Source organism: Spiroplasma endosymbiont of Dromius quadrimaculatus (genome assembly GCF_964031155.1).
In the GTDB taxonomy this organism is placed as follows: Bacteria; Bacillota_I; Bacilli_A; order Mycoplasmatales; family Nriv7; genus Nriv7.
This window is the reverse complement of record NZ_OZ035010.1, coordinates 525,758-545,668: the sequence shown is the minus strand read 5'-3', so window position 1 is coordinate 545,668 and position 19,911 is coordinate 525,758. Positions and strand designations below refer to the sequence as shown.

The following is a 19,911-nucleotide window of genomic DNA, read 5'->3' as shown; positions in this document are numbered from 1 at the left end:
TCATTTCCTCAGATTATGAATTAATTAAACTATTTATTTTTTAGCACCAAACTTCTCATTAGGTTGTCGCTTAATAAGAACCTCATTTTTATTTTGAACAACTTTTTTAGTTTCTTTGATTTTTTTCTCTTGCTTAATTTTTTTAATTTCTGCTTTTTCTATTATTTTTGCTTCCTTGCGCTCTAATCTAACTTGTGCTCGCTCAGCCTTAGTCATCTTTCAATAACTTTTCTTTTGTTCTTTTTGCAAACGAATTAAAGTAGCTTCTAATTCTAATTCATGATTAACTTTTCAAGTTGTTTCATATTCTTTTTTACTTAATTGTTTTGTTAAACCTTCAACTTCAAAAGCTTTAGTAGCATATAACGCATTTGATTTTGAGTCATATAATTTGATAACAACATCAAAAACATCACGATATTTATAATCTTTACCTGCTCTAGCAATTACTTTATCATATTCAATTCTTTTATGAGCAATATTATCATTAATCTTTAAATACTGCTTAATTTTATCTCTAACTTCTTTTTGACGCTTTTCTTTTTCAATTTTATCTTGTTTTCGTTTACGAATTGAAGAAACTATCATTACAACTACAATAATAATAATTAAACCTAACATTACCCAAGTAGTTTGTCCATTTTGTAAATCACCTGTTACTAAAAACATTACTCATTTCCTCCTTTAATAATACTTAATAAACGCTCTTGACTTATTGGCGTTATTGTTTTAACCAAATTAGATTTTTTATCAATAACAAAATATAAATCACTATCATTAATTTGCACATAAATATCATCTTTTATATCTACAACATAAAATGCCTCATTAATTAATTGTAAACAATGCATTTTTAATTCAATATCATTTAAATGTTTCAAATTTAATCGCTGTTTAACACGAAGAATAACATGATGTGAAAACTGATATTTTGATTGTAAATAATAACTCACTTTTTCTACCCACACTTTTTTTAAATGTATATAAGTAATTATACATCTTTTTTACTACTTTTTTAAGTAACTAGTTTACTAAAAAACAATTATTTGCTATAATTACTTTTGGTTTTATAATAATAAAATAAACTAAGGAGACAATGATGGCAAATATCAAATCACAAATTAAACGCGCAATAACAAATGAAAAAGCAAGACAAAGAAATGTTCATATCAAATCAGCAACAAGAACAGCAATTAAAAAAGCTAAAATCGCAATTACCAGTAATGAAACTAATATGCAACAAACATTAAATCACGCTATTTCAATGCTTGACCGTGCAGAAAGTAAAAATATTTTTCACAAAAATAAAGTTGCCCGAATAAAATCTAAACTAACTATTAAAGCTAATAATATTGCTAATAATATTGCTAATAATATTAAAGAAACTAATTAACTAATTAACAAAAAAGAGTGCTAACTAACACTCTTTTTTGTTGCCTTACTTGTTTTCTGACTAGCAATAAAAACTATAAATCATGCTTTTTATTATTTTCATCCTGCTTTTCAGCTTCTAAAATTAAATCTTGGTCAAATAATGATGCATCAATAACATACGATTCACCTTTTAATGTTGCCTGCAATGCTTTTTGATATTCCAAATCCGCTTGCATTAACTTATCACGATCCAAACGAGGATTAATGGAAAATACAATAAAAATTAGTAATATCGGAATAATAGCAATACCAGCACCCACAATTTTTAAAACCCGATAAACTTGAAAACTAGAACTACTTCAAATTTCCTCTAAGACACTATCAACATTATGAACTTGATCAAAAGCATTTTTAAAAAACTGAACAAACGAATTATAAGATAAAAATCCAAACACACCATAAATAGAATTAAAAAGAATAGCAATAATGGCAAATATTAACATCATTGGTTGCATCCGATATTTATCTCTTAAAAATTGTGGTTTTTTAAAGAAAGAATAAGTTAACATTGCATAAGTTAAAATTTCTAAAATTATACTTCACATTGACAAATTTCAAGCAATAGACGCTGGCCGAAAATTAAAACTTTTTGGCTCACCTAAATTATCTTTTAAAATAACATCAGTTAACTTAATTTCAGCAATAAAACCATAAACATTAATACCAATAACAATAGCCAACAAAAACATAAAAACATAACTTAAAACTCTTTTAAAAAACGGCATTGCTTTAGGTTTACCAGTATATGGATAAAAACCTTGATTATTTGCCGGATGAGTTGGCAATTTTAAACCTTGCAAATTAAGTTGTAAATTTTGCAAATTAATTAATTGTTCATTAACTTTTTTTTGCGAATCAGCCTCAGTTGCTTTTTCGCCACTATCTTTTAAAATTTGAGAATTATTATTAGAAATTTGTTCAGAATTATTATTCTGACTAGTTACTAAAACATTATCATTTTTTAATAATTGCTTTTGTAAATTTGAATCAATATTTGATAATTCTTTAACAATATCAAGAGAAATCACTGTTGGTGTAACCAATTCTTGTTTTGATATTTGAAAAATATTAAGAATATAAGTTTGTAAAAAATTACAATCATTCTCAATAGTTTCTAAGGTTAAATTATCATCTTTAACAATTTTTATTTCTTCATCTCTTAAATCAGCTAATACTTGCACAAAACTTCTCGCATAGCGTTGTCCTTCATAATTAGCGTGATGCTCTTGTTCTAAAAATAAAAGACTATTAACTAATCGTAAAAAATAAGTATAAAATTCATCATCCTTAATCACTTTAAGTTTCAATTTAGAACTTTGTAAAATATTAACTAATAAATTAACAATATTTTCATAAGTATTTTTGCTATTATTCATTAATAAACTCACCCTCTTACAATTGCAATAAAAACATCTCAAAGCCAATATTTTTATTAACATGACTTCTTTTTATATTATAATCTAAATTACTTAAACTACCTAATAAATAATGAATTTGTTGATCATCAATTTTTAAAAGATACTTTCAAAGAATTTTTAACCGAAAAGGATTAATAGTCATTTTTTGACAAATAGTATTAAAATCATAATTCCTTTGTTGATAAATTTTAATATCACGAATCGTCCTCAGTTGATTAGCCAACAAACCAATAATTGCCAAAACATCTTGATTACTATTTTTAAAATCATAGTATCGTTGCCATATTTGTGAAATATCACGAACAATAAAAGCATTAGCTAAATCAAAAATATTACTATCTAAATAACGACTAACCAAAACATCAACATCTTCCAATATTAATGAATTACTATAATTAACAAGTTTATTTAATTCATTAGCAATAATTTGCAAACTATTAGGTAATCTTTCTAATAATAAATTTAAACCCTCATTAGTAATTTCAGTATTATGCTTAACAAAATAATTTTGAACAAACATTTTTAACTGACTATCATTTAATTCTTTAACAACTAAAACTTTACCTGTTTTTTCAATAACTTTAATAATTTTTTTTCGTTGATCAATATTAGAACTGTTAACAACAAAAAATATCTCAGTAAATGGTGCGGGATTTTCACAATATTTAAGTAAATTTTTAAATTGTAAACTACTTAATTGATGCTCACGAGAAGAAGTTAAAAACCAACAATCTTCAATAATAACAATTTGTTTATTGTTAAATAATGGTGGCATTGAAATAACTTGTAGTATTTCATCAATATTAGTATTTATCATACTATACTTTAAAATATTCATTTGTTGATCTTTATTAATAACATTAATTACTTTTTGAATTTGTTTATTAATAAGAAATTTATCACTACCGTAAATTAGAAACATTTTATTCACCTTTTAGAATTATATAATATTATTTTATTAATGTTGATATAAAATGTTGATAATTTTTCACATTATAAATTATTGTTTGATTATTATTTGTTGTATAAATATTATCACAGTTTTGTTCCAATCTTTGCATTACTAGTGGATGTGGCAAATTGCGATTATTAGTTTTTTTAGTAGAAATAATACAAGTTTCAGGATTAATAATTTTTAAAAATTCATCACTTGTTGAACTATTACTGCCATGATGTGCAACCTGAAACAAATTAATTTTTTGTGGCAAAATATAATTTAATAATTTTTTTTCACCACTTTTTTCTAAATCACCTGTAAGCAAAAATTTATGGTGCTGATACTCCCAAAACAAGACTAACGAGCGATTATTTTCATCTTGCTCTTTAATCTGTTCATAATAATTAAAAGCTCAATTATCAAATTTAAATCCATTAATATTATATGTTTTTTGCATTAATTTATTAGTATATATATTTCTAATATATAAATTTTGCTGTAAATATTGCAAATTATTATTATGATCTTGATGATTATGACTAATAAACACAGCATCAAGAGTATTAATACCTTCTCGTTTTAAATAATCTAAAATTAATGAATTATTTTTATTCAAACTATCAATTTCCGCATCAAAAAGAATATTTCCTTGATTATGAGGTAATTTTATTAAAAAATACTCAAAGCATTACCAACATTTAACATTTGTACGGATAATGATGAATTTAAATATGGGGCCAGCATTCAATATCCCCATACACAAACATATCCCAAAAATGCCATTATTTTTCCAACATAATTATTTCACCCATAATAAAGCAAAATAACAATAACATAATATATAAAATAAAATCACATTGGCATTTCTGTTAAATGGAAAAATATCGTTGTTGAAACTAAAAAATAACTAAATATTAAAATTCCTTGATAAAGATAATGTAAAAAAAGTAATAACGGTTTAATTCAAATAATAACAAGAAAGAAATAATAAAAAATTTGAACTAAACTACTAAAAATAATTTGATGAACTAAAAATAATAAATTAATATGACCTTGCATATATATCGTTATTGGCAAAATAATAATACTAATAGTTAATTGCGTAAATAATAACTTCATAATTTTATTAAAATTTCAACAAATTTGATTAACATAAATTATTATTAAACTAATTAAAAATGAAAATTGCCAATTAGTTTGATAAAGTACCAAGGGATTCATTATCAGAAAAAAACAACAAACTACTGCTCATAAATCTAATAATGAAATATTTAATTTAAAAATTTTATTAATATATGAACCTGTTCAATATAGCAATGCTCTTAATGCTGATAATTGTCAATTTAATAAATAAACATAAAAACTTAATCAAGCAAAAATAATACTATTTCGCAAAATACTTTTTTTAATTAACTTACATAAAACGCAACGCAATAATGTTATTTGTAAATTAATATGAAAACCACTAACTACTAATAAATGACTTACATTTAATTTTTGTCACATTGCTAATAACTCAGAATGATTATCAGAATAATTTTGCAAAAGAAAAAAATCTAACAAATTATTATAATCATACTGTTGTAATCATTTTCAAATATAATTTCGTAATGTAAACGCTTCATAATGAAAATACTGCTTATTAGTTAATTTAATTTCACCAACAATATGCTTACCATAATAATCTCAACCCCAATTATATTGATGAAAATTATTAATTGCTTGATGCTTAAATATTATGCCTTTAATTTTAACTTGATCAGCAATATTTAAACTAATATTAAAAAAATATTTTTTTATCATTAAATAATTTTTTTGATATTCAACAACATAATAATTACGATATTTTTGGACAACCTTAACAGTTATTCATTGCTCAGAACTATTATTTTCAAAAACAACAGTTTTAATTACTAGTAAAAAAATTAACACAATAAATAAAAAAATAACAATAAAAAAGAAATATTTTCAATAAAATTTCATATTATAAAACACAAATCCTAATGTTGCTACGCCTGTTAATAATAACGAATAATAACTAACATTTGTTATTAACAACAACCAGCAAATAATCAAAATGATTGTCGGAAATATTTTTAAACTCATATTAACTGCAAAATAATTTCATAATATTTATTTAATTTACTATCCTGTAAATATTTCTCTAAAATTTGTCACCGAACTTCAATGGGTAAAGAAGATAACAAAATATTCACAATGTCATTAATAATGCGTCGTTCTAACTTTAAAATACCTTGCAAAAAAGACACAGTAACATCTTCAATATAAACTTTAGCAATGTCTTGCGAAAATGGTTCTAATTCAATAGTAATATCATTGTAAATAACTTGTAATAATTTTTTTGCTACCAAGGGCTGAAAATAATACAACGGCACTTGATAATAAAAAATAATGTCCACTAAGCGCTGTTTATTAATTTTTTGTTCATTTTTACTAATACTAATCTTTTTTGGCAAAATATTTCTTAGCAACGGCAAGTTATTTTTGACTAAAAAATTAATCTCAATACTTGATTTAGTAACAATATTTGGTTGTGGTTTTATGATATTAATATCAGCATTAATAAAAAAATGCGATAATAAAAATCCCATTAAAATAAGAATACTTATTATAATAGCAAAAATAATAATTTTAGTTTTCTTCATTTTTTCACCCGTAATTAAATTACTTATAAAATAATGAATTTCCTTTAAAATATTTATTAATAACTAAGATAAAATGTCTTGTAATTTTTTTTGCAATTGTTTATATAATTCTTCATACTGTTCATATTTATGCTTTTCAGCATTAACTTTTGCAATTGGTGCCTTATTTAAAAACTGTTCATTATTTAATATTGTTTTACTTCGTTCTAACTCATAATGAATATCTTGTAACTGTTTTTGAATAAATAATTCTTGTTCTTTTTTATTAATTGTCATATCTAAAAAAACATCAATTGTTCCATCAATTAAAGGAAGCGCGATTGTTTGTCCTAAATGAGATATTTTCTCATTAATAGTTGTCATTTGACTATTAGTTAACTTTTGCAAAAAACCATTAATTTCCTGAGCATACTTCTGATAATCTTGATTATCAGAATTTAAATTAAAATTCAAAGCAATGTGATGTTTAATATTTCTTGTTGCCCGTAATTCTCTAATAACTGTTGTAATATTAATAACATTAACTAAATAATTTACGGGAGCAATATTTTCTAAAACTATCGGATATTTTTCTTCCATAATTGATTTTTCATTATTAAACATCTTTTGATAAATTTCTTCAGTTACAAAAGGAATTAAAGGATGCAATAAAATAATAATTTGCTTTAAAAGATAAAATAAGACTTGAATTGATGCCACTTTAGTTTTAGGATTTTGTAAATTACTTTTTGATAACTCAATATATCAAGAGCAAAAATCATCTCAAACAAAATTAAAAAGATATTTACCGCTAACAACAAATTCATATTTCTCCATATTTGCTTGCACTTTTTCAAGAACAAAATTAAAATTATTTAAAATTCAATAATCAACAGCTTCTAATTGCAAATCTAAAATATTATTCACTGGCTTAAAATCATCGGCTAAATTTAAAAGCACATATCGGCTCGCATTTCAAAGTTTATTAATAAAATTTCACGAAGAACGAACTTTAGTAATACTAAATCGTAAATCTTGCCCCGGAGTACTATTAGTTAATAAAAAAAATCGTAAACTATCAGCACCATACTCAGTAATAATATCCATTGGATCAATCCCATTACCTAAAGATTTTGACATTTTTCTTCCTTGTTCATCACGAATTAAACCATGAATTAATACCGCTTTGAAAGGTTTTTTATTAACTAAATATAATGATTCAAAAATCATCCGACTAATTCAAAAGAAAATAATATCATAACCAGTAACTAACAAGGAATTTGGCAAATATTTTTCAAAAAATAATTTATCATTATTTTGTTGTGCAAATATTAAAGGTCACAAAGCACTAGAAAATCAAGTATCTAAAACATCACTATCTTGTACTCATTCTTCTTTATTAGGTGGCATTATGGCCACAATAATTTCCTTAGTATCTTGATGATATCATACTGGCAATTGATGACCCCATCACAATTGTCGGGAGATACATCAATCCTGAATATTTTCCAACCATTGATCTAAAATATTTGCAAATCTTGATGGATAAAACAAAATCGCATCAGCACTATTTTGTAATTTTAAAGCTCTATTTACTAATGGCTGCATTTTAACAAACCATTGTTCTGATAAATATGGTTCAATAATAACATCACTGCGTTCTGAATATCCTACTTGATGAACAAAATCAGCAATTTTAACAACTAAATTTTGTTTTTCTAAATCGCCTATTAACTGTTGTCGACAAACAAAACGGTCTAATCCCTCATATTGTAAAGCTGTGGCATTCATTATGCCACCAGAATCCATACAAATAATTAAATCCAAATTATGTCTTTTAGCAATTTGATAATCATTAAAATCATGAGCAGGCGTACATTTCATTATTCCTGTTCCAAATTCCATTACAATGTATTCATCAGCAATTATCGGGATTCTTTGTTTATTAACCGGATTAATAACTTCTTTATGAAGATACTTTTGATAACGAACATCATTAGGATGAAAAACTAAGGCTTGATCGGCAAACATCGTTTCTGGTCTTGTTGTGGCAATTGTAATCATTTCATCACTATCTACTAAGGGATAATTAAGATAATACATTTTACCTTGAACTTCTTTATAAGTTACTTCCATATTCGATAACGCTGTTTTTAATTGTGGGTCTCAATTAATAATTTTTTTGCCACGATAAATTAAACCATCATTATATAATTTAACAAATGTTTCATTAACTAATTGATTAACATCACTATCTAAAGTAAACTTCTCATAACGATAATCTAATGCTAATCCTAATTTTGCTCATTGCTCACGAATTATCTTAGCATATTCATCCTTTCACGAATTAACTTTAGTAATAAACTGATCACGAGAAAAACTAGTAATCCGTTTTTTCTCTTCATCTCATATTCTTTCAGCAACTTTTACTTGGGTAGCAATCCCCGCATGATCCATTCCTGGAAATCAAGTAACACCATAACCAGTTAAAATTTTATAACGCGCCATAACATCTTGTAAAGTATTATTCCAAGCATGACCCAAATGTAATTTACCAGTAATATTAGGTGGAGGCAAAATCATACTAAAAACAGGTTTATTATTAATATTATCAGCACTAAATAATCGTTTTTCTAGTCAATAATCATACTTACCATTTTCTACTTCAAAATGCTCATATTTTTTACTTAATGATTTCATTAATTCTCTCCTACTTATTTTCAATAATTATATCAAACATTAAGAAATATAAAAAATGATACTTAATTAATCTAATATTTAATCTTTTTTCAACGATAATATAATGAATTTAAAACAACAGTAAGATCAGAAAATGCCATCGCCGCGGCTGCAAAAATTGCAAATTCAAAATTAGGAATTGATATTCAAAATCAACCAGATAACATTGCTACTGGTAAGGCAATAAGGTTATAACCAAATGCTCACATAAAATTAGTTCAAATAACCCTTCTTATTTGCTTCGTTAACACAATCGCTTTATAAATATTTAAAACATCAGGTTTAATGATAATAATATCACTAAGATTAACTGCGATTTCCGCTCCTGTTCCCATCGCAATTGATAAATCAGCTTGTTGTAAAGCAACACTATCATTAACACCATCACCAACAAATGCCACTTTTTTACCTTGTTTTTGCAATTTCTTAATGATATTAGCTTTATCTAATGGTTGAATATTAGCAAAGTAATGCTCAATACCAATAGCAGTAGCAACTCCTCTAGTAATAACTTCATTATCACCACTAATCATATAAACTTCAATACCTTCTTGCTTCAACTTAGCAACCGTTTTAATCGCATTTAACTTAATCTGATCCTCTAACACAAATAAAGTTACAATAACTTTATCAATTGCTAGCCCCAATACCAATTGATTAATTTCTTTGCTTTTTTCAACAATTCTTTGTAAAGGAACCGCTAAAACAAATTTTTTTTCTAATAATTTAGTAACCGAAGAAATCGTAACTCGCTGTTTATTACATAACCCTTGAATGCCAAAACCAATAGTTTCTTTCACATCCGTCAAGGATACTTTACTAATATTATATGCTTCTTGGTATGCTTTAAAAGCAGTAGCAATTGGATGCGCTGACATATTTTCTAAACTCACAGCAAAAGTAATATGCTTTTCTTCGCCATAAATAGCCTTAATACTTAATTTGCCATCAGTAACAGTTCCGGTTTTATCAAAAGCAACAATATCAATTTGATTAATTTTTTCAAAAGCATGAACTTTATTAAAAATAATTCCTTCTTGGGTTGACTTTGCAATTCCCACAGTTATTGCTAAAGGTGTTGCTAATCCCAAAGCACAAGGACAAGCAATAATTAATGTTGAAATTGCAGTTTTAATAGCAATACCATAAGGATCAGACATAATAAATGATAAATCAAATAACGGTAAAATAAAAGCATAAACTAAAAAAACTAATAATGCTAACCCTAAAACAAAAGGAACAAAAATCGCCGCAATCTTATCAGCAATCTTTTGTAAATTGGTTTTTTGTTGTTGCAATTGTTCTACTTTATTAATAATACTTGCTAATATCGTTTCATTACCAATTTTTGTTGCTCGCATTATAAAAGCTTCACCTGCATTAGCAGAACCACCAATTAATAATTCACCAGTCATTTTTTTTACAATTTGACTTTCACCTGTAATTAATGAATCATTAATATATGCTAACTCGCCCATTAAAATACCATCAGTAGGAATTTTATCACCCTTTTTAACTAATAACTGATCATCAATTTTAATATCAATAGCAGCAATTGTTACATATTTATTATTTTCTTTAAAAATAGTCGCCTCTTTTACTTGCAACGACATTAAATCTTGTAAGCCATCAATCGCACGATTACGAACTATTTGCGATATTGTATCACCGACTAAAACAAAAGCTATAATTGAAGCCCCAATCTCAAAATACATATGTTGAAATTTATTATCAATCATCATATAATTCATTAATTGTTGATGACTAATTCCTTGAAATAAACCAATAATATGTTCCTTACCATATGGTGAATATTGCAACATCAAAACAATTAAATAAATACTATAGATAAATGCCACCAAAGACGACAAAATGATTAATGAATACATGCCGACTCGTCGTTGTTGAAACAATTCTTGATATCAGGCTTTATAAAAATTAAATCCTAAAATAAACTGAACAATACTCGCAAGCATTAATTGAATAATTGGATTCCCAAAATATACTGCCAATGGATTTACTTTACCCATTGATATTCACATCGGAATAACTAATAAAATAGCAAAAACTGAGCGTAAAATTTCTTTGATTTCAAATCAACGATGTTGTTTATCAGTATGTGTTAAATGCATCTGATGACAAAGATTACTTTGACTTGATCTTTCTTAATTTCATTATAACTCTACCTCTAAACTTAGTTTTTAAATATATTCAGTAATTTTTTCAAGAACAGCATCATAACCGATTTTACTAATACTTGATGTTTTAATAATGTCAATATCATTAATAATCAGCAATGTTTCTTTAATTATTTTTTCTTGCTTGCTAATATCATTTTTCTTTAGTTTATCTAACTTCGTAGTAACAATGAGAATATTAATATTTCGTTCTCGTAAAAAATTAAACATTAATAAATCATCCGCATTAGGAGTTCGTCTTAAATCTAATAATAAGATTGCTAACTTTAAATTTTTTCGCTCTAATAAATAAGTATCCATCATTTTAACAAATTGTTTTTTAATACTCTTACTTATTTTTGCAAAACCATAACCGGGGCAATCAACAAAACGAAATTCATTATCATTAATAGCAAAAAAATTAAGCATTTGTGTTTTACCAGGCGAACTAGACACCTTTGCTAATTGTTTATTGTTACATAAAGAATTAATAAATGTTGATTTTCCAACATTACTTCGTCCTAATAACAATACTTCACTAATCTCATCATCAATTCATTGTTCCTTATTAATAGCACCTTTAAGAAACACACTCTTAGTAATTTTCATTGTTTTCACCACTTTTATTTTCTAAAACTAAAAATGAAATAATTTTTAATTTTATTAAAATTTTACCTTGTGCTTAAAATTTTATCGTATAGAATAAAAATATGCAACTATTTAGTTTGTAAGGTTAATTACTTAATTGTAATTATGAAAAGGGAATTTAGTATTATTCTAAAGCTGTCCCAGCAACTGTGATACGGACAATAATTATATTCGCCATTAAAAATTGGTTTTTTGAGAAGGCATAATTATTGGTTGATGTTAAGCCAGGAGACCTGCCTTATCTTGCTTAAATTTTTGAGTTCTCCTGGGAATGAGACTAAATTATGCTTAATGTTTTAATAACATTAACATCTTTTACTTATTCTTTCTTAGAGAAAATAAGTATTTTTATTGTAAGGAGGTAATTAACAATTTATTTGAAATATTTAAAAGTAATCATTGCATTAACAGTAATCAATATCAATATTATTGGGTTAACAAGTTGCAATCAATTAACTAATAATGCCGAACTACAATTTAAAAAATGATATCAATCTTATGTTAATGAACAAGGGTTATTAAAACCAGAAATTATCAAAAAATATCAAAAGAAAATTAATAATGATGATGATGCACTTTTAGCAGTAATTTTAAAAAAATAACATCTTAATAGCAACAATAAATAATTTAGGAACAAATTTAAGTTGAAGTCGGATTTCCAATCCCAGTGAACCATTACAAGATATGTTAAATAACAATCAAACCTTTTATTTTCGTGAGGTACAATCAATGAGTCAAAATCAATATGGTAACTTTATTGGTGATATTCTCGTTAAAAACGGAAATACAAGCCAAGTCTTAAATAAACCACGAGGTTATCTTAAAACTAACAATGCCTCAATAAGTATCATTAATAGTTGCCCTTTCATTTTTAATAATGATAAATTAACTGCCACTAGTATTAATAATTCACAAGCAAAAATTTTTCAATTATCATATGTTTATCAATTCAACAAAAATTCTCATCCGCTTAAACGAGGCTGTTGATATGAAGCAACTAATAATGATAATAAAATTCCTTCATACAACGAACACGAATTATTAACTTATAACGAAAATGGCGACATTATTCAAAGGAAGAGATAATGACATCATACCTTAAAAAACTAACTAGTAGTAGTATTTGATTTTCATTAGTTTTAAATATATATGGATGTAATAAAATTAAGGAAAATCAAATTTACAATTTTAAAGAACAAGAACAATATCAAGCTAATATGCAAAGAGCGTTAAATAAATATACCACAGCACAAGAAATTATTGGGAGTATTGAACTTAATCTCGGAAGTTTAAGCAAAACTGCTACTGATTTAAAACCACTTATTAATAAACAATTCAATAATATTATTAAACAACAAGTTGGTTCTTTAAAAATTAAGTCTTTAAAACTTAGTAATTATCACAAGGCATTAGTACAAGACAATGACTTCACTGGTAACATTAAATATGAACATCAAGAAATGTGAAAACCAGAATTTTCTCATCGAGAAATGTTATTCGTATTTTACAGTGACATTACCTTACAATCAACAATATTTCCTAACTTAACTTTTAAAAGACAACCTTCTGGTATTAATAGTATTTGTCAGATAATTACTACACATTATAGTTGCGACTATAACTGATACTTTCATATTAAATATCAGTAATCCAAACTGAAAGCAGGAATTAAAATGAAACAAGCAATGTTTTTAATACCAATATTAGCAATAACCCCCAATCTATGAAACAATTTAAATAATAACAACTATTCACAAATTCAAGAACCTATCCTTACAAAAGATGATGTTAAAGTATATTATCAAAATAAAGAATTATCTCCTAATAGCGAATATTGAGATACTAAAGGATGATTAAACAATGAAGAAAGTAATCAATTAACTTTTAAATTTAAGAAACACTTAAATATTAATTTGGAGCAAGCAGCCAAATATATTAAACCAATTGATAGCGCCCAAGCATCATTTAATGAATGATCACCCGTAACAAAAACTACAGAAACAATCCGATTAGATTATCAAAAAGGTAATGCTTTTTGCTCTAATCATTACTTAACTTTTAATAGCACCGTAGATAAATATCCCATATTAAATAAAGAAAAAAGTGATTTTCTATATTATACTAATGGCAATGAAATGATACCAAGATTTCGTAATAACTCCATAACAAAACAACTATGATGAAACGAAATAAAATTTTTATTTATTACCAAGTTAGTTTTCACACCTTACCTAGAAAGTAAAAGCGATTGAACACAACAACAAGCTGATAAATGAATAGCAATGTATAAAGAATACGCTCAATATATTTTTGCTGGTAAACCTGTAATGAATTCACCAATGGATTTAGTTAACCCTTGTGCCTTTAAATTAGATAAAACAAATCAAAATAATGAATTTATCTTAACAATAAATCCTAAAACATATAACCCATGAGGTAATGAAAAAAAATCGACAACACTACCGCATTGAGGATTTAGTTTTGGGATTACATCCAAATATAATGGTTCAATGACCGATTTAATTTATCAAGGACGCACCATACTAACTAATATTAGTGATGCTAATTTATCTTCGGAAATTTTAAAATACTTACTTTCAAAAAGATAATCGTGACATAAAATAAATAAAAATAAAAGAATTTCTAATCCTTAGTTAAGAATTAGAAATTCTTTATCTTTTAAACTTACTAAAATCTGGCATTCTTCCTGATTTAATTTGTTTTGCCATTGCATCAACACTTTTTTTAGCTTTTTCAAATTGATTTATTAAATTATTAAATTCTTTTTCATTTCGTCCCGAACCTTTAATAATCCGATTTTTTCTTTTTAAATGTTTTAAAAGTCGTGGATCTCTTCGTTCTTTTTTAGTCATTGAATCTAATAATGCTCTTGTAACTAATAGTTTACTTTCAGCACCTTCAATTTTGGCATCACTAAGATTATTAACCCCCGGCATCATTTTAATTATTCCTGAAAGTTTACCCATCTTTGACATTTGTTTCATTTGATTAGCTAAATCATCTAAATCAAATTGTCCCATCATCATTCGATTCATTGTTTTCTGAATTGATCTTTCATCAACAACATCTTGAGCTTTTTCAAATAAACTTTGAACATCGCCCATCCCTAAAATTCGGTCAGCCATTCTTTCAGGATAAAAAATATCTAATGCTTCAACCTTTTCTCCTGTACCAGCAAACATAATCGGAATTTTAGTTAAATGACTAATAGAAAGTGCCGCTCCACCACGAGCATCACCATCTAATTTAGAAAGAATTGTTCCTGTTAAATTAAGATATTGATGAAATCGTTCAGTAACATTAATTATTTCTTGTCCTGTCATCGCATCAACAACAATAAGAATTTCTTGGGGATTAATATTTTGTTTTAAATTAGATAATTCATCCATTAATACGCTATCAATATGCAATCTTCCTGCTGTATCAACAATAACAACATCAAACTTATTTTCCATTGCATAATTAAGAGCATTGTTAGCAATTTTAACAACATCTTTTTCATTATCCAATGAAAATACAGGAATGTCTAATTGCTTACCTAACGATTTTAACTGCTCAATGGCGGCTGGCCGATACACATCACAAGCAACTAACAAAGAATTCTTATGATACTTTTTTCGTAATAAATTTGCTAACTTAGCTGTTGTGGTTGTTTTTCCACTTCCTTGTAACCCCACCATCATAATAACTGTTGGTCGTTTATTAAGATTCAATAAATGTTCTTTATGTCCCATAATACGAATTAACTCATTATGAACAATTTTAATTAACATTTGTTCAGGTTTTAAACCTTCAAGAATAAACTCTCCCTTTGCAAGATCACGAACATTATTAACAAATTCTTTTACCACATTAAAATTAACATCAGCCTCTAATAAAGCAAGTTTAATTTCACTTAAAGTAGCTTCCATATTTTGTTCTGTTAAAGTTGATGTCTTAATATTCTTCTTAATAGCTTTAGTAATACGATTCGCCAAAAAATCAGTAAACATTTTTATACCCCATTTATTTATAAATTTTAACTTCGCTAATAATTATATCATATGTAATAAGAAATTTATAGATATCATACAAAGAGAGAATATAAATTCTCTCTTTTCTGCTCTTTAAATTATGAATTGTTTCTAGGTTTTGTTTTAACTAAAAAATTAATCTTTTTATCACTATCAGAAATAATATCACGAGAATTTTTTTCTCTTAATTGAAATAATACCGTAACTTGCCCAAAATTTTTACCATCAGCAGGTATTACTTTATCATTTCAATCGATTTCATTAGGAACGATTAATAATTCATAATTGCCTTTATAAATATCTTTTGTTTTATTTTGTAAATAATTTATAAACTCAGCCATAGTTGCAAGAGGTTCATTAATCATTGTTTTATTTTCAGGAAATATCCTTCCAAGTTCTGAATGAATATAATCTTTTATTTCTTCACCTGTTGAAGCCAAGACCTTAACAGTAATAGTTTTTGTTTCTAAAATTTCACAATTATGAATTGCTTGAATTTTAACTTGGACATCATAATCACTAATATAAACTTTTTTTCAATCTAAAACTTCATATTTTATCTTAACACCAACTGGTGGCATTTCCGTAACTAAATTTTTAACTGCTTGTTCAATATCTTGCTCATTTTTATAAGCACGAGCTTCAACAATACTATTAAACTTATTTAAATAGTTACTTACTTCATTTTTAATTTTTTCACTACAAGTAATCGCCTTAACTTTAAGCTTAACTTCACTAACCTCAGTAGTATTATTCATTGCTTTAACAACAACTTCTAAGTCAACATTTGATAATTCACTAGTAGCAACTAAATCTCAATGCAAAACTTTACTAACAATTGTAATTCCTTTTGGCGGTGAAACATCAACTAATTCTTTAATGGCTTGCATAACTTCATCTTCACTATGATAATATTTAGGCACATTAATATTTTTAAACTTACTTAAATAAGATTTAATCGCACTTTTTAATTCCTTAACTTTCACATTAACTTGAATAGTATTAATTTCTTTACCATCCTTTATTGCTTTAACAATAACTACAGCATCAAAAGTTCCAGATACATAGGGGTCTTTTCAATTTAACACTTCATATTCTATCGTAATATTATTAGGAACTACAGCAACAACGGAATTTTTTACAGCTTCAATGACTTCTTCTTTACTAAAATAACAATTTTCTTCAAGAATATCTTTAAAATTATCCAAATAATTACTAATTGGTTCAAATAAACCCCATACCTTAACAACAATATCCTTTGTTTTAATTAAAACTGTATGATGTAATATTGATATTTTTACTTTCAGCGCATAAAAAACCGTTGGTTCTGTTTGCATCACTTGCTCTCAATCATTATTATCAATTTCAATATTAACCATTAAATCATTTTCTTTATTATTAGGTATCTGTTGCTGTAATGCATATGTCATTTCTTTAATTGAATGATAATGAAAGGCATTCTCAATAGTTTCAAACTTATTTAAAATATTACTAGCTTCGTTATCTAAAACCCGACGATGCTTTTCATTAATAGTAATTTTCCTTTCAATTTTAACTTCGGTTTTATTTTTATCAACCGCTTTTCCTTTTAAAATAACATTAACATTAATGACATCAACATCCTTCAAAACCATAATATTATTATCTTTTAATTCAATCGTAACATCACTAACATATACAAATAATAATCCCGCAATACAATCTGATAACTTTTTGGTAATTAAATTAACAATATTATCGCCAACAAAAGTTTGTTCTAAAAACAAAGGGTTAAGTTCTTTACTTGTTAATTCATTAGTTGCTGCCGCAAGCTTCGCATTTTTTATTTTAAAATTGTCATCATTAAAACTACCTGTATTACAACCAATTATTGTGCTTATTGGTGTAATAATAAAAGTAAAAGTTAGTAACTGCTTTAAAATTCTATTCATTTAAATCAACACATTCCCTTCATATAACAAATAAAAAGTAATTAAAATTATACTATTGCTAATATTAATAATAATACTTTTATAGATAATTTAATAATTACTTTTACTTGCTATTATTTTAATCACTTTAAAATAAAAATACAAGCATTTAACCACTTAATATCAAAAAGGAACAACATCATCATAAATTGTTCCTAATTATTTTATTATTTAATTTTAACGAGCAACCTCATTAGCTCTTAATTCTCTAATAACAGTGATATGAATATCGCCAGGAATGGTAATTTCTTTTTCAATTTTAATTTTCACATCATGAGCAATTTTATAAACCTTAGCATCACTAATCTTACCAGGATCAACAATAATTCTAATTTGTCTTCCAGCTTGAACAGCATAAGATTTTTGCACCCCAGGAATTGATTGACAAATTTCTTCAATTTGTTGCATTCTTTGAATAAACTCTTCTAAAGAGTTATTTCTTGCTCCCGGTCTAGCTGCCGATAAAGTATCCGCTGCCATTACTAAAACCGCATAAATACTTTGCGGACTAACCTCACCATGGTGCGCATGAATAGCATTAATAATTAGCGGGTGTTCACCATATTTTTTTGCTAATTGCACCCCCAAATTAACATGCGAACCATCCATTTCATAATCAATTGCTTTACCAATATCATGTAATAAACCCGCTCTTCTTGCTAATTTTTCATCCAATCCTAACTCAGCAGCCATTGTTCCTGCCAATTTTGCTACTTCAATACAATGCTGTAAAGCATTTTGACCAAAACTAGTACGATATCGTAATCTTCCAAGATAATAAACCAATCCAAGCTTCATATTAGTAATTCCTAAGTCATTAAGTACTTTTTGTCCAGTTTCTTGAATTAAAGCTTCCAACTCATCTTGGGTTTTCTTTAAAACTTCTTCAATTCTTATTGGTTGAATTCGCCCATCGCGCATTAATGAATTTAAAGTTCGAACCGCAATCTCTCGTCTAATCGGATTAAAAGATGCCACTTGAATCACTTCTGGAGTATCATCAATAATAATATCAACACCTGCCGCTTGTTCAAAAGCCTTAATATTTCTACCTTCTTTACCAATAATTCGTCCCTTCATTTCATCATTAGGTAACTTAACAAATGCTGTTGTTTTTTCAGCAACAACATCATGGGCATACTTTTCAATAGCAACAGCAATAATATTGTCAGCAATATTTTTTGCTTTAATTTTAGCATCATTTTCACGATTTTTAATTAATTGCCCTAACTCTAAATCAAGCTTCTCCTCTAATTCCTTAAACAAAACTACTTTTGCTTCTTCTTGACTAAGTCCCGCAACTTTTTCTAATTCCAAAACAATTTTGTCTAACTTATCATAATAGTTTTCTTCAATTTTTTTAATATTATCTTTTTTTTGAAGAATTTCACGATATTGAGATTCCAACACTTCTTCGCGTTCAATAATATTTTTTTCGCGTTTCATTAATAAGGCTTCATAATTATTACTTTGACTTCTTCTTTGTTCTAAATCCATTGCTACTTCTTTTTTCATTTGCGCAATTTCTACTTTGATATCTGCCTTTGCTGATTGAATAATATTTTTTGCTTCTCGTTCTGCTTGTTCCAATTTTATTTGACTCTTTTTATCATTACTAGTACGAACAAAATATTTAATTAACAGACCAACGCCAATGCCAATCACCAATGCTAAAAAAATTCCAACCAAAAGACCGAATTCTAATTTACTCATAAATTTTCCTTTCTGAATAGTTAATTTTCTTTTCAAATTATTAATAAAATTTAATTTTTTTTTAAAATAATAGATAATTAGTTTAAAACATTACTTTAATGTTTACCTATTAATAATATCATTTTTTAATAACTAATTAAATACCAATATCAAGATTAAAAAACAAAAAGCAAGTCATTTGTTAAAAGACTTGCAA

Annotated in this window: 18 protein-coding genes and 1 riboswitch; of the genes, 5 read left to right on the top strand and 13 right to left on the bottom strand. The window is 26.2% G+C overall.

Annotation, left to right across the window (positions count from 1 at the left end):
* Nucleotides 1–33: 33 nt before the first annotated feature.
* Nucleotides 34–669 carry a hypothetical protein gene (locus AAHM88_RS03155; protein WP_342263239.1) on the bottom strand — a complete coding sequence of 212 codons (636 nt, stop codon included), beginning with the start codon at nt 667–669 and terminating at the stop codon, nt 34–36.
* On the bottom strand, nt 669–953 hold the full coding sequence (locus tag AAHM88_RS03150) for a hypothetical protein (RefSeq protein ID WP_342263238.1): 285 nt from the start codon (nt 951–953) through the stop codon (nt 669–671). Before AAHM88_RS03150 ends, AAHM88_RS03155 begins: the two co-directional genes overlap by 1 nt.
* 146 nt (nt 954–1,099) lie before the next feature.
* Here AAHM88_RS03150 and rpsT point away from each other — a divergent pair, with 146 nt between their 5' ends.
* Complete coding sequence (gene rpsT / locus AAHM88_RS03145; protein ID WP_342263237.1) at nt 1,100–1,393, top strand: 30S ribosomal protein S20; 294 nt, start codon at nt 1,100–1,102, stop codon at nt 1,391–1,393.
* 73 nt (nt 1,394–1,466) lie between these two features.
* Here the strand turns inward: rpsT and AAHM88_RS03140 are convergent, their stop codons facing one another.
* The 8 genes from AAHM88_RS03140 to yihA all read right to left on the bottom strand — a co-directional run bounded on the left by AAHM88_RS03140 (nt 1,467) and on the right by yihA (nt 11,959).
* Nucleotides 1,467–2,810 carry a hypothetical protein gene (locus AAHM88_RS03140; protein WP_342263236.1) on the bottom strand — a complete coding sequence of 448 codons (1,344 nt, stop codon included), beginning with the start codon at nt 2,808–2,810 and terminating at the stop codon, nt 1,467–1,469.
* Between the two features lie 16 nt (nt 2,811–2,826).
* A complete protein-coding gene (holA, locus tag AAHM88_RS03135; protein WP_338968181.1) occupies nt 2,827–3,774 on the bottom strand; it encodes a DNA polymerase III subunit delta in 948 nt (315 codons plus the stop codon).
* A gap of 28 nt (nt 3,775–3,802) precedes the next feature.
* Nucleotides 3,803–4,405 carry a hypothetical protein gene (locus AAHM88_RS03130; protein WP_342263235.1) on the bottom strand — a complete coding sequence of 201 codons (603 nt, stop codon included), beginning with the start codon at nt 4,403–4,405 and terminating at the stop codon, nt 3,803–3,805.
* Between the two features lie 53 nt (nt 4,406–4,458).
* A complete protein-coding gene (locus AAHM88_RS03125; RefSeq protein ID WP_342263234.1) occupies nt 4,459–5,895 on the bottom strand; it encodes a ComEC/Rec2 family competence protein in 1,437 nt (478 codons plus the stop codon).
* A complete protein-coding gene (locus tag AAHM88_RS03120; protein ID WP_342263233.1) occupies nt 5,886–6,455 on the bottom strand; it encodes a hypothetical protein in 570 nt (189 codons plus the stop codon). The genes AAHM88_RS03125 and AAHM88_RS03120 overlap by 10 nt, the downstream gene beginning before the upstream one ends.
* Nucleotides 6,456–6,518: 63 nt before the next feature.
* Nucleotides 6,519–9,137: a valine--tRNA ligase gene (locus AAHM88_RS03115; protein ID WP_346350431.1), complete on the bottom strand. Its 2,619-nt coding sequence runs from the start codon at nt 9,135–9,137 to the stop codon at nt 6,519–6,521.
* Nucleotides 9,138–9,205: 68 nt separating this feature from the next.
* Complete coding sequence (locus AAHM88_RS03110) at nt 9,206–11,305, bottom strand: cation-translocating P-type ATPase (RefSeq protein WP_342263231.1); 2,100 nt, start codon at nt 11,303–11,305, stop codon at nt 9,206–9,208.
* Between the two features lie 69 nt (nt 11,306–11,374).
* Nucleotides 11,375–11,959 (bottom strand): ribosome biogenesis GTP-binding protein YihA/YsxC, encoded by a 585-nt coding sequence (yihA, locus tag AAHM88_RS03105; RefSeq protein ID WP_342263230.1) that lies wholly within the window; start codon nt 11,957–11,959, stop codon nt 11,375–11,377.
* A 105-nt stretch (nt 11,960–12,064) separates the two neighbouring features.
* Nucleotides 12,065–12,253, top strand: a riboswitch (cobalamin riboswitch).
* A gap of 122 nt (nt 12,254–12,375) precedes the next feature.
* Between yihA and AAHM88_RS03100 the strand changes: the two genes are divergently transcribed.
* The 4 genes from AAHM88_RS03100 to AAHM88_RS03085 all read left to right on the top strand — a co-directional run bounded on the left by AAHM88_RS03100 (nt 12,376) and on the right by AAHM88_RS03085 (nt 14,607).
* Nucleotides 12,376–12,600 carry a hypothetical protein gene (locus AAHM88_RS03100; protein ID WP_342263229.1) on the top strand — a complete coding sequence of 75 codons (225 nt, stop codon included), beginning with the start codon at nt 12,376–12,378 and terminating at the stop codon, nt 12,598–12,600.
* A gap of 82 nt (nt 12,601–12,682) precedes the next feature.
* Nucleotides 12,683–13,084: a hypothetical protein gene (locus AAHM88_RS03095; protein ID WP_342263228.1), complete on the top strand. Its 402-nt coding sequence runs from the start codon at nt 12,683–12,685 to the stop codon at nt 13,082–13,084.
* Entirely contained in the window at nt 13,084–13,647 is a 564-nt protein-coding gene (locus AAHM88_RS03090; RefSeq protein WP_342263227.1) for a hypothetical protein, read from the top strand. Before AAHM88_RS03095 ends, AAHM88_RS03090 begins: the two co-directional genes overlap by 1 nt.
* Nucleotides 13,648–13,671: 24 nt before the next feature.
* On the top strand, nt 13,672–14,607 hold the full coding sequence (locus AAHM88_RS03085) for a hypothetical protein (RefSeq protein WP_342263226.1): 936 nt from the start codon (nt 13,672–13,674) through the stop codon (nt 14,605–14,607).
* A 63-nt stretch (nt 14,608–14,670) separates the two neighbouring features.
* Here AAHM88_RS03085 and ffh read toward each other — a convergent pair whose 3' ends face one another.
* From ffh to rny, 3 genes are all read right to left on the bottom strand, one after another.
* Nucleotides 14,671–16,011 (bottom strand): signal recognition particle protein, encoded by a 1,341-nt coding sequence (gene ffh / locus AAHM88_RS03080; protein ID WP_338968504.1) that lies wholly within the window; start codon nt 16,009–16,011, stop codon nt 14,671–14,673.
* A 119-nt stretch (nt 16,012–16,130) separates the two neighbouring features.
* Complete coding sequence (locus tag AAHM88_RS03075) at nt 16,131–17,963, bottom strand: hypothetical protein (RefSeq protein WP_342263225.1); 1,833 nt, start codon at nt 17,961–17,963, stop codon at nt 16,131–16,133.
* Nucleotides 17,964–18,179: 216 nt separating this feature from the next.
* Nucleotides 18,180–19,715: a ribonuclease Y gene (rny, locus tag AAHM88_RS03070; RefSeq protein ID WP_342263224.1), complete on the bottom strand. Its 1,536-nt coding sequence runs from the start codon at nt 19,713–19,715 to the stop codon at nt 18,180–18,182.
* Nucleotides 19,716–19,911: the final 196 nt, after the last annotated feature.